The organism is Sphingobium sp. UBA5915, assembly GCF_002431195.1.
Classification (GTDB): Bacteria; Pseudomonadota; Alphaproteobacteria; order Sphingomonadales; family Sphingomonadaceae; genus Sphingobium; species Sphingobium soli.
Genome location: NZ_DJDV01000057.1, coordinates 206157 through 217497, shown reverse-complemented (window position 1 = coordinate 217497; position 11341 = coordinate 206157). Strand labels below are relative to the sequence as shown.

8 protein-coding genes and 2 pseudogenes are annotated in these 11341 nt (G+C 66.9%); all 10 read left to right on the top strand.

Annotation, left to right across the window (positions count from 1 at the left end; all coding sequences use genetic code 11):
* The coding region (locus B2V90_RS10060) for a P-loop NTPase (protein WP_293921039.1) at positions 1-598 on the top strand (598 nt) is incomplete at its 5' end.
* Entirely contained in the window at positions 595-2199 is a 1605-nt protein-coding gene (locus B2V90_RS10055) for a hypothetical protein (RefSeq protein ID WP_228222904.1), read from the top strand. The genes B2V90_RS10060 and B2V90_RS10055, both read left to right, overlap by 4 nt.
* Before the next feature lie 25 nt (positions 2200-2224).
* Positions 2225-3265: pseudogene (locus B2V90_RS10050) on the top strand (XrtA/PEP-CTERM system-associated ATPase); the annotation flags it as partial.
* 717 nt (positions 3266-3982) lie between these two features.
* On the top strand, positions 3983-4828 hold the full coding sequence (locus tag B2V90_RS10045) for an XrtA system polysaccharide deacetylase (protein WP_228222905.1): 846 nt from the start codon (positions 3983-3985) through the stop codon (positions 4826-4828).
* Positions 4825-5895: a FemAB family XrtA/PEP-CTERM system-associated protein gene (locus B2V90_RS10040; protein WP_228222906.1), complete on the top strand. Its 1071-nt coding sequence runs from the start codon at positions 4825-4827 to the stop codon at positions 5893-5895. The genes B2V90_RS10045 and B2V90_RS10040 overlap by 4 nt, the downstream gene beginning before the upstream one ends.
* Entirely contained in the window at positions 5892-7106 is a 1215-nt protein-coding gene (locus tag B2V90_RS10035) for a TIGR03087 family PEP-CTERM/XrtA system glycosyltransferase (RefSeq protein ID WP_228222907.1), read from the top strand. Before B2V90_RS10040 ends, B2V90_RS10035 begins: the two co-directional genes overlap by 4 nt.
* The gene (gene xrtA, locus B2V90_RS10030) at positions 7103-8638 is read left to right on the top strand and encodes an exosortase A (protein WP_228222908.1); all 1536 of its coding nucleotides are present in this window, start codon (positions 7103-7105) and stop codon (positions 8636-8638) included. Before B2V90_RS10035 ends, xrtA begins: the two co-directional genes overlap by 4 nt.
* A gap of 11 nt (positions 8639-8649) precedes the next feature.
* On the top strand, positions 8650-10545 hold the full coding sequence (locus B2V90_RS10025; RefSeq protein WP_228222909.1) for an XrtA/PEP-CTERM system amidotransferase: 1896 nt from the start codon (positions 8650-8652) through the stop codon (positions 10543-10545).
* Between the two features lie 32 nt (positions 10546-10577).
* Positions 10578-10841, top strand: coding sequence for a hypothetical protein (locus B2V90_RS10020; protein WP_228222910.1), 264 nt, complete (start codon positions 10578-10580; stop codon positions 10839-10841).
* A 66-nt stretch (positions 10842-10907) separates the two neighbouring features.
* A pseudogene (locus tag B2V90_RS10015) lies at positions 10908-11341 on the top strand (sugar transferase); the annotation flags it as partial.

Here is an 11341-nt window from a genome sequence, read left to right as displayed (position 1 = left end):
CGATAATCCGCGCGGCAACCGCATCCTCGTCTGCTCGCCCAACAGCGGCGAGGGCAAGAGCTTTTGCGCGATCAACCTGGCGCTCAGCCTGGCGGCGGAAAAGGACCTGGAAATCCTGCTGGTCGATGCCGATTTCGGCAGCCCGTCGATCCCGCAAAGCCTAGGCCTCAACCCCGGTCCCGGGCTGATGGATGCGCTGGCCGACCCGATGATCGCGATCGAGGATTGCATCGTTCGCACCGACCTACCCTCGCTGTCGGTCCTGTCCGCCGGGCAGCGCAGCAACAATGACACCGAATATCTGACCTCGAGCCGCACTCAGCATTTGCTGGCGCGCCTGACCGAAGGACGCCCCGAACGGGTGCTGATCTTCGATTCGCCGCCGCTGCTCGGCGCGTCGCCGGCCGCGGTGCTGGCCGGCCATGCCGCCATCGCGTTGCTGGTGGTGCAGGCCGACCGGACAAGCGAAAGCGCGGTGCGCGAAGCTGCCGCCTTGCTCAAGGGCGGGGTGCAGGTGCGCCTGCTGCTCAATGCCGCGCGCTTCACGACGGGACGGCATTTCGGCCATTATCATGACAAGGGGGAGGGGCGCGGATGACGCTCCATCGCACCATCTGGCTTGCGTCTGCGGCCATCGCCGCGCTGGCGGCAAGCCCGGCCGCCGCGCAGGAGTCGCGCGCCGATCGCCGCGTCGATGTCGTGCCTTATCTGGGCATCGACCAGGTTGTGACCGCGCCCTTGAAGGGCGGTGGCGACGTGCTGACCTACACCAACGTCACCGCCGGCATCACCGCCGAAGTGCAGAATCGCCGCGTCGAAGCGGTGATCGACGCCCAATATAATCACAGCTTCGGCTGGGGCAGCCAGGCGGTCGACCAGGATGTGCTGAGCGGCATTGCCAGCGCCAATTTCAACGTGGCGCGCGGCCTGACCTTCCAGACCGGGGGCCTTGCCAGCCGCGTGCGCACCGATGGCCTGTCGGGTGCGCTGCCGCAGCGCGATACTTATACCAGCCAGGTCTGGGCTGCCTATGCCGGGCCGTCCTACACGACGCAGCTGGGCGACCTCAACGTCAACGCCTCCTATCGCCTGGGCTATGCGCGGGTGGATGACAGCGTCGATCAGAATTTCGTGGGTGCGCAGCCCAATGGTTCCTTTGCCGACAGCTGGACGCACAGCCTGCTGGGATCGGTCGGCTTTTCGCCCGACACGCTGTTGCCGGGCGTCGGCCTGACCGCGAGCGCCGGCTATGACCGCGAAGATGCGCGGCAGCTGGATCAGCGGTTCGAGGACGCGTGGGGCAGGGTGGACGCTACCGTGCCGATTTCCCCCACTGTCGCCCTGGTGGGCGGTGTGGGCTATGAAGACATACAGATCAGCCAGCGGTCGCCGTTGCTGGACGAAGACGGCCTGCCGGTCATCCGCAACGGCCGCTATGTCACCGACAACAGCTCGCCGCGCGCGCTGATCTATGATTTCAGCGACATCATCTGGGACGCCGGCGTGCTCTGGCGGCCCAGCCGCCGCACCTCGCTCCAGGCGCGGGTGGGCGAACGCTATGGCGGCATGACCTATCAGGGCAGCTTCCTGTGGCAGGGCCAGGACAGCCATTTCGCGCTGGTCGTGTTCGACGGCATCGACAGTTTCGGGCGGGTCATCACCTCCAATGTGGGGGCGCTGTCGGGCAGCAATTTCGACGTTGCGCGCAATCCCTTCACGGGCGACATCACCGGCTGCGCCTTCTCCGTCACGGGCGGGGGACAATGTTTCAACGATGCCTTGTCGGGCATCACGGCGGCGAATTTCCGCTATCGCGGCGTGGCGGCGCAATATGCGCTGCGGCGCGGGCAATGGGGCTGGGGCCTGGGCGCCGGTTATTCGCAGCGCAAGTTCATTACGCCGCAGGGCGAAATGGTGCTGGTGCGCGGATCGCGGGACGAAAACTGGTTCGGCAATGGGTCGATGACCTATGCGTTCAACGATCGCGACAGCCTGGAAACCGTCGCTTACATCAATTATTTCGACGCCAGCGGCGGCCGCCCGGACGTGCTGAACTATGGCGGGTTCACCAGCTATTTCAAGGGGCTGAGCCGCCGCCTGTCGGCGTCCGCCTCGCTGGGTCTGGACGGGGTTCAGGCAGACGATATCGACACGGTGATCAGCGCGCTGGGGCAGGTTGGCCTGCGCTACAGCTTCTAGCGCCTGGGGGCATGGAGACGAGCTAATGTACGAGCACTATTACGGACTTCAGGGCCGCCCGTTCCAGCTGACGCCGGACCCGCATTATTATTTCGAAAGCGCGACGCACCGCAAGGCGCTGTCCTATCTGGGCTATGGCCTGGCGCAGGGCGAAGGCTTCATCGTCATCACCGGCGACATCGGCGCAGGCAAGACCACTTTGGTCGGCCATCTGATGCAGACGATCGATCCTTCGCGGCTGACCGCCGTCAAGATCGTATCGACGCAGGTGGAGGGCGACGACATGCTGCGCCTTGCCGCGCAGAGTTTTGGCCTTGTAACCGAAGGCTATACCAAGGCGGCGACGCTGCAAAAGATCGAAGGCTATCTGCATGGCCAGGCGCGCGCCGGCCGGCGGTCGCTGCTGATCGTCGATGAAGCGCAGAACCTCAGCGTTTCGGCGATCGAGGAATTGCGGATGCTGTCCAATTTCCAGCTGGGCGGCCAGTCGCTGCTGCAAATCTTCCTGCTGGGGCAGCCGGAGTTTCGCGACCTGCTGCGCTCGCCCGATCTGGAGCAGTTGCGCCAGCGCGTCATCGCCACCCATCATCTGGAACCGATGCTGCCGAGCGAAATCGAACCCTATGTGATCCATCGGCTGGGCATCGCCGGTTGGACCGGCAATCCCGCCTTCACGCCCGCCTCCTTCTCCGCGCTCTATGCCGCGACCGGCGGCGTGCCCCGCCGTTTGAATGCGCTGATCAGCCGCGTCCTGCTGCTGGGCGCGATCGAGCAGATTCATGAGATCGACGCCGACGCGGTGGCGGCGGTGGTGGCCGATATGGGGCTGGACGTCGATATCATGCCGGAACCGATCGCCGCCTCCGCGCTGGACGATGTGCAGGACGATGCGGTCACGGAGACGGCCGAACCGCACGAGGATGCACAGCCTGTCGCGCAGGCCGAAGTCGCCGAAGAACTCGCGTCGGTCGAGGCTGATGACACCGCCGACCTGGTCGACGACCCCGTGTGGGACCGTGACGTTGCCGCCTCGCAGGAGGAATACGCACCGGTGTCGGAGGAGCAGGCGCAGGAGGATTGGACCCCGGTGCCCTTCACCGCGCTGGAGGAAAGCGACGTGGCGGATGCGGTTAGCCAGGATGCGGAGCCAGCGCCCTTCGTCGATCCTGTCGATGCGGCCGTAAACGCCCCGATCGACGAAGCCGCGCCCTTCGCGCCGCCCGCCGACCGGGCGCCCTTCGCCCCCCCGGCGGACATTGCCCCGCGCGAGGAAGAGGATGCCGACGTGGCCGACTGGGACTCGGAGTCCTGGTCCTCGCCGGAAGCCGCGCCAATCGCGGACGGCAAATGGGACATGAATGCGGAGATCGCCGACATGCAGACATCGCTCGATCATTTCGATGAGAAGGTGCTGGACGAAGGCGACGCGACCGTGCCGGTTGCGGCAACGCCCGATCCGGCAGAGGGCATGAGTGACCTGCGCCGTGACATGCAGGACGAAATCGCCGCCCTGCGCGCGGAAATCGCGTCGCTGCGCGCCGTGCAGTCGCACGCGCCGTTCACGCCGCCCCAGACGATCGATCCCGATGCGCTCAAGGATTGCTTCACCCTGATCGAGGAACGTCTGGCTTCGCTCGAATTCCGGGCGGAGGAGCATGATGTCGCGCTGCGCCGCGTGCTGACCATGCTGGTCGAATGGGTCGAGCGGGAAGACCGGATGGACGAGGTCGTGCGGGACGCGGCCGTCGCCTGATCCGGGCCGCGCCACGAAGATAGGAACGTCATGCGGAACGCCCTTTCGGTCGATGTCGAGGACTGGTTCCAGGTCGGCGCGTTCGAACGCACGATCGACCGCGCCGACTGGGACAGCCTGTCCCACCGTGTCGAGCGCAACACCGACGCGGTGCTGGACCTGTTCGGTCAGGCGGGGGTCAAGGCGACCTTCTTCACCCTGGGCTGGGTGGCGGAACGCTATCCCGCGCTGATGCGGCGGATCGTCGATGCGGGGCATGAGGTCGCCAGCCATGGCTATGACCATGCGCGCGTCTTCACCTTCACGCCCGACCAGTTCCGCGCCGACCTGCGCAAGGCGCGCGGATTGCTGGAGGATGCGAGCGGGCAGGCCGTGACCGGCTATCGTGCGCCCAGCTTCTCCATCGATCCGCGCACGCCCTGGGCGCACGCGATTCTGGCGGAAGAAGGCTATCGCTATTCCTCCAGCGTCGCCCCGATCCGACACGATCATTATGGCTGGCCCGATTCGCCGCGTTTCGCCTGGAAGCCGGTGGCGGATTCGCCGCTGGTCGAGCTGCCGGTGACGACCGCCAAATGGGGCAAGCGCACGCTCGCGGCCGGGGGCGGGGGCTTTTTCCGCCTGCTGCCCTATGGTTTTTCGCGCTGGGCGATCCGGCAGGTCAATGAAGAGGCCAAGCGGCCGGCGATCATCTATTTTCACCCGTGGGAAATCGATCCGGACCAGCCGCGCGTCGCCGGCGCGCCGCTGCGATCGCGCCTGCGCCATTACAGCAACCTGTCGGTCATGGCGGACAAGCTGCGCCGCCTGACGCGCGATTTTGCCTGGACGCGGGTCGACGCGCTGGCCGATGCGGAGGCCGCGCGCGCAGCATGATCCAGGGTTCAGCCGCCGGACTATGCGTCACGACGCTCGACCTGCGCGATGGCGCGCAGGCGCAAGCGGCGGAGGATTATGTCCTGGGCCATGCGGAATCGACGCCCTTTCACCGCCCGGCCTGGCTGCGCGCGATCGAGGAGGCCACGGGGAACCGCGCGCTGATGCTGGTGGCGGTGGCCCCTTCTGGCCGCATCGTCGGATTGCTGCCGCTGCATCACATGAAAAGCGCGCTGTTCGGGCAGGCTCTCGTGTCGAGCGGATTTGCCGTCGATGGCGGGATATTGGCCGATGACGCGCGCGCTGTCGCCATGCTGGCGCAGGCGGCGCGCGACCTGTCTCGCGATCGCGGCGACATAGCCATCGAACTGCGCGGCGGCCCCGCGCCGGGCGGCGACTGGCAGACGCGCGAGGGGCAGCATCTGGGCTTTTCCCGTCCGCTGGCTTCCGACGAGGAGGCCGAACTCCTCGCCATCCCGCGCAAGCACCGCGCCGAATTGCGCAAGGCGCTCGCCAATTCCGCGCTGCGCTTCGAGGTCGGGCGCGAGCGGCAGCATCTGCGCGACCATTATCGCGTGTACGCCACCAGCGTGCGCAACCTTGGCACGCCGGTTTTTCCGGCGCGCCTGTTCCGCGCGGTGCTGGAGCAGTTTGGCGAGGATGCCGACATATTGATCGTGCGCGAAGGGGATCGCGCCGTGTCGGCGGTGCTCACCCTCTATCATAAGGGCCGGGCCATGCCCTTTTGGGGCGGCGGGATCGGCGACGCGCGCCGACTGCGGTCCAACGAACTTCTCTATTTCCGCCTGATGGGCCATGCCCGCGCGCGCGGCATGGAGATGTTCGATTTCGGCCGGTCGAAGCTCGGGAGCGGGCAGGCGGCTTGGAAGAAGAGCTTTGGCTTCGAACCCGTACCGCTCGCCTATCATGGCTGGTCGCCGCACGGCGCGGCGCGCGATATCGACCCCAACAGCGCCAAATATCAGCGGCGGATCGACCTGTGGAGGAAATTGCCGCTGCCGGTCGCCAACCTGATCGGCCCGCTGATTGCGCGGGGCCTGGGATGAGCGGCGACATTCTGTTCCTGTGCCATCGCGTTCCCTTTCCGCCCGATCGCGGCGACAAGATTCGCTCCTGCCATATGTTGAAGCGCCTGGCGCAGGTCGCGCCGGTGCATGTCGGCTGCTTTGCCGACGATGATCGCGATATGGGCTTGGCCGCCGATCTGGCGCAGGTCGCCGCCAGCCAATGCGTGTTGCGGCGCGACCGGTCGAAGCTGGTTGCGGGCCTCACCGGCCTTGCCAAGCGCCAGTCGATGCTGGTGTCGTTGTTTGACCATCCCGACCTGCACCAATGGGTGCGGCAGACTCTGACCGACCGCCCGATCCGCGCGGTGTTCGCCTATTCCGCGCAAATGGCGCATTTTGTGCCGCCACTGGCGCCAAGCGTCCGCTTCATGATGGATTTCGTCGATTTCGATTCGGCCAAATATGCCGCCTATGGCCAGCAGGGCAGCGGCCCCATGGCCTGGGTCAATCGTCGCGAAGGCCGGTTGCTGTTCGATTTCGAACGCCGCGTCGCTGCCCGCGCGAACCTGTCCAGTTTCGTCAGCGAAGCGGAAGCCGCGCTGTTCCGCGATGCCACGGGCCTTGGCCCCGATCGCGTCATCGCGATCGAAAATGGCGTTGCGCTCGACTATTTCGATCCCGCTGCGGCCCTAGACCCGGTCGATAGCGGCGAAGGACCGTTGCTCGTCTTCACCGGGCAGATGGACTATCGCCCCAATGTGGAGGCGGTGGACAGTTTCACCCGCGATGTGCTGCCCCGGGTGCAGGCGGTCCATCCGACCGCGCGCTTTGCGATCGTCGGCCGCAATCCGTCGCCGCAGGTGGAGGCGCTGTCCCACCTGCCCGGCGTCATCGTGACGGGCGGCGTGCCCGACGTGCGCGGTTGGCTCGCCGCCGCCGATGTCGTGGTCGCGCCGCTGCGGATCGCGCGCGGCATCCAGAACAAGGTGCTGGAAGCGATGGCGATGGCGCGCCCGGTCGTCGCGTCTCCGCAGGCGGCCGAGGGCATTGACGCCACCCATGGCGATCATCTGCTGGTCGCTGCCGATCCGGCCGGCGAAGCGCAGGCCGCGCTCGACCTGCTCGCCGATCCTGCCCGCGCGCAGGCGATGGGCCGCGCCGCGCGCGCCCGGATGGAGCAGCGTTATCGCTGGAGCGCGACGCTCGCCGACTTGCCCGCCCTGCTGTGCGGTGACATGCAACCGGCATGACGGACGCCGCGACCCTGCCGCAACCTGCCTCTGCTCCCGCGATAGACGGCTGGCGCGCGCATCTGTCCGCGCTCGGCCTGATCGCTGCCGCGATCCTGGCGCTGTTCCACCGCGACGTCATCGGCATGGTGTCGATCTGGTGGAATGCGTCGACCTTTGGCCACTGCCTGTTCGTGCCGCTACTGATCGGCTGGCTGGTGCAGCAGCGGCTGCCCGGCCTGCGCCAGTTGCAGCCCGTCGCCTGGGCGCCAGGGCTGCTCTGGCTGGGGGCGGGGGCCTTTGTCTGGCTGCTCGGCGCGGCGGCGGGCGTTGCGCTGTTTCGTCATGGCGCGCTGGTGGTGATGCTCCAGGGCGCGACGATCGGGCTGCTGGGACCGGCGGTGGCGCGCGCGCTGCTCTTCCCGCTTTTCTACGCCTTCTTCATGGTGCCCTTTGGCGAGGAACTGGTTCCGCCGCTGCAATTGCTGACCGCGCGCCTGTCGATGCTGCTGCTCGACCTCACCGGCGTGCCCGCCCATCTGGAGGGCATCTTCATCACCACGCCGACCGGCTATTTCGAGGTGGCCGAGGCCTGTTCGGGCGCGAAATTCCTGATCGCCATGGCGGCTTATGGGGTGCTGGTGTGCAATGTCTGCTTCCGAAGCTGGCGGCGGCGCATCCTGTTCCTTACCGGGGCGCTCGGCCTGTCGATCCTGGCCAATGGCGTGCGCGCCTATGCCACCATTTTGGTCGCGCACCTGACCACCGTCGATGCGGCGGTGGGCTTCGATCATGTCGTCTATGGTTGGATCTTCTTCGCCATCATCATGATCGTGGTCATGGCCGTCGCTTGGCCGTTCTTCGATCGCAAGCCCGGCGATCCCTGGTTCGATCCGCGCGCGCTGCAAGCCACGACCGCGCGCAGCCGGCCGCTGTCGCTCGTTGCAGGCGGCGCATTGGCGCTGATCGTGGCCGCGCCGCTCTGGCTTGCCGCAACCGCCGCGACCGCCGAGCCGCTGCCGCCGACGCTTGCCCTGCCGACCATTCCCGGCTGGACCCGCACCGACGCCCCCCAGGCCTATCCATGGCAGCCGCGCTTCGATGGCGCGGACCATTTCGTCACCGCCCGCTATCGCAATGCGCGCGGGCAGGTGGTGGACCTTTCCATCGCCACCTATGCGCGGCAGGCGGAGGGGCGCGAACTGGTGGGCTTCGCGCAGGGCGCGGCCGATCCCGACAGCGAATGGGTCTGGTCCTCGCCCGCACGCGCCCCCGCCGGCGCGCTGGGCGAACAGATCACCGCGCCCGGCCCGGTCGTGCGCCATGTCGTGAGCGCCTATGCCGTGGGGGGAGGCGCGCCGACCGGCAGCAAGCCCGCGGTCAAGCTCGCCACGCTCAAGGCCCGGCTGCTGGGCGGGGACCAGCGTGCCGTCGCCATCCTGGTGTCCGCCGAGCAGACCGAGACGCAGGATGCCGACGCCGCCGTCACCGCCTTCCTCGACAATATGGGCGACGTGCGGCTTTTGGCTGACCGCGCCATCGGTATCCGCTAGAGCCTCCTTCCATGTGCGGCATAGCGGGCATCTTCCACCTCGAAACGGCAAAGCCCGTCGATCCCGCCCGCGTCCGCGCGATGCTGGACGCGATGCCCCATCGCGGTCCGGACGGCAGCGGCATCTGGACAGCGCCGGGCGTCGGCCTTGGCCATCTGCGCCTGTCGATCATCGACCTGGCCGGCGGCGCGCAGCCGATGCTGACCGAGGATGAAAGCCTGGCCGTCGTCTTCAACGGCGAAATCTACAATTTCGCTGAAGTCCGCGCCGAACTGGAGGCCAAGGGGCATATTTTCCGCACTTCCAGCGACACCGAAGTCATCCTGCACGGCTACCGCCAATGGGGCGAGGAATGCGTGCATCGCTTCAACGGCATGTTCGCCTTCGCCCTGTTCGACGCGCGGGCGCAGTCGCTCTGGCTGGCGCGCGACCGGCTGGGGGTGAAGCCGCTTCATTATGCACTGCTCTCGGATGGCAGCCTGATCTTCGGGTCGGAATTGAAAAGCCTGCTCGCCCATCCGCTGCTGCGCCGCGCGCCTGACCTGTCGGCGGTCGAGGATTATATGGCCTATGGCTATATTCCCGACGATGCCTGCCTGATCGCGGGTGTGCGCAAGCTGGGCGCGGGCGAAACGCTGCGGCTGGTGCGGGGCCGTTCCTTGCCGCAGCCGCACCGCTATTGGGACGTCAGCTTCGCGGACCGCAGCAAGGCAAAGCCCGAGGCGCTGGAGGAGGAACTGGTCGCGCTGATGCGGCAGGCGGTGCGGTCGCGCATGATCGCCGACGTGCCGCTGGGCGCGTTCCTGTCGGGCGGGGTCGACAGCAGCAGCGTGGTCGCGCTGATGGCAGAGGCCTCACAACGTGCGGTCAAGACCTGCACCATCGGGTTCGACGTCGCCAGCCTGGACGAAACCGCCTATGCCGACCGGGTCGCCCGGCGCTTTGCGACCGATCACCGCGCGCGCATCGTATCACCCGATGATTATGGGTTGATCGACACGCTGGCCCATCATTTCGACGAACCCTTCGCTGACGCCTCCGCATTGCCCACCTATCGGGTGTGCGAACTGGCGCGCGAGCAGGTGACGGTGGCGCTGTCGGGGGATGGCGCGGACGAAGCCTTTGCTGGCTATCGGCGCCACCGCTTCCAGATGCAGGGGGAAAGGCTGCGCGGCCTCATTCCCGCGTCGGTGCGCCAGCCCTTGTTCGGAACGCTGGGCCGCTATTATCCCAAGGCAGACTGGGCGCCGCGCGTCCTGCGGGCCAAATCGACCTTCCTGGAACTGGCGGGGGAAGGGGGCGAGGCCTATGCCGCCTCCGTTGGCGTCACGCCCCACGCCCTGCGCCAGCGCCTCTTCAGCCAGGAGATGAAAAGCCGGCTGGGCGCCTATCGCGCGGAGGATCGCTATATCAAGGCGATGGCGAATGCGCCCGCCCGCGATCCGCTCGACCGCGCGCAATATGCTGATATCCGCATCTGGCTGCCCGGCGACATTTTGACCAAGACCGACCGGATGAGCATGGCCGTCAGCCTGGAGGCGCGCGAGCCTCTGCTCGACTATCGCTTGGTCGAATTCGCCGCGCGCCTGCCGGTGGCGCAGCGCATTCGCGGCAACAGCGGCAAGGTGTTGATGAAGAAGGCGATGGAGCCCTTCCTGCCGCAGGACATACTCTACCGCCAGAAAATGGGCTTCGTCACGCCCATCAGCGCCTGGTTTCGCGGCGCGCTGGCGGGCGAGGCGAACGCCATCGCCGGCGGATCGGCGCTGGCGAAGACCGGCTGGTTCGACGCCCGGATGCTGGCGAAGGTCGCCGCCGACCACAAGGCTGGCGTGGCCGACCATGGCCGGCTGTTGTGGCAATTGCTGATGCTGGACAAGGGGCTGGGGCGATTGTTCGGGACGTGAGCAATGCGGCGCGCATTTATCGGAGTGTAGGGATGATGCTGGTCGGGCCTTGGCTGGTCTGGCTCGGATACGCGCATTTGGTGCGCCCTTATGTAAAAGCGGAGACTGCCACCCTTTTCGTTTCATTGCTATCAATAGTAGCAGGGCTGGCGGGTTTCGGGCTCATCGGTCCGCCTTTCACGCGTTGGAAAGTGGTGTATCAATTAGCCTTGTTCGCGATTTACGCTGTGGGCGTCATCCTTTCCCAGCCACTGGTCGGCCTGCTCTCGATCTGCACCACAGGCGACTGCCTTTAGTCCACCCCCTTGCAACCCGCGTCCGCCGGTGCCAACGGGGCACATGACGATGATCGGGGCGCAGGCGTGACAGTTTCCAAGGAAATGGTGCGGTTGCGCCTTTATGCGCTGTGCCTGGCGGGCGACATGGCGGGGCTGTTCTGCGCCTTCCTCGCCGCCAACTGGTTCGTGCTGGGCGCGCTGTGGGGCGAGCCGGGCAAGCCGCACGGCATCGTCATGTTCGCCATGGTCGCGCCGCTCTACGCGCTGCTGGCGGTGCAGGGCGGGGCCTATGGCATCAACACGATCGACCATCTGCGGCGGGGGATTGTGCGGGCGCTGTGGGCGCTGGCGCAGGCGGCGCTGCTTATGCTGCTGATCGTCTATCTGGGCAAGATCGCCGAGCAATTGTCGCGTTTGACCTTCGTCACGGGGCTGGGGCTGGGCGCGGTTGCGCTGGCGCTGGTCCGGGTGGCGGTGGCGCGGCTGGCGGTCAGCCTGCTGGGCGGGGTGCCGCATCT

What these genes read in the sequence shown, in the direction of transcription:
- B2V90_RS10055 (WP_228222904.1), top strand. Translation starts at nt 595, where the DNA reads ATGACGCTCCATCGCACCATCTGGCTTGCGTCTGCGGCCATCGCCGCG.
- B2V90_RS10045 (WP_228222905.1), top strand. Translation starts at nt 3,983, where the DNA reads ATGCGGAACGCCCTTTCGGTCGATGTCGAGGACTGGTTCCAGGTCGGC.
- B2V90_RS10040 (WP_228222906.1), top strand. Translation starts at nt 4,825, where the DNA reads ATGATCCAGGGTTCAGCCGCCGGACTATGCGTCACGACGCTCGACCTG.
- B2V90_RS10035 (WP_228222907.1), top strand. Translation starts at nt 5,892, where the DNA reads ATGAGCGGCGACATTCTGTTCCTGTGCCATCGCGTTCCCTTTCCGCCC.
- xrtA (WP_228222908.1), top strand. Translation starts at nt 7,103, where the DNA reads ATGACGGACGCCGCGACCCTGCCGCAACCTGCCTCTGCTCCCGCGATA.
- B2V90_RS10025 (WP_228222909.1), top strand. Translation starts at nt 8,650, where the DNA reads ATGTGCGGCATAGCGGGCATCTTCCACCTCGAAACGGCAAAGCCCGTC.
- B2V90_RS10020 (WP_228222910.1), top strand. Translation starts at nt 10,578, where the DNA reads ATGATGCTGGTCGGGCCTTGGCTGGTCTGGCTCGGATACGCGCATTTG.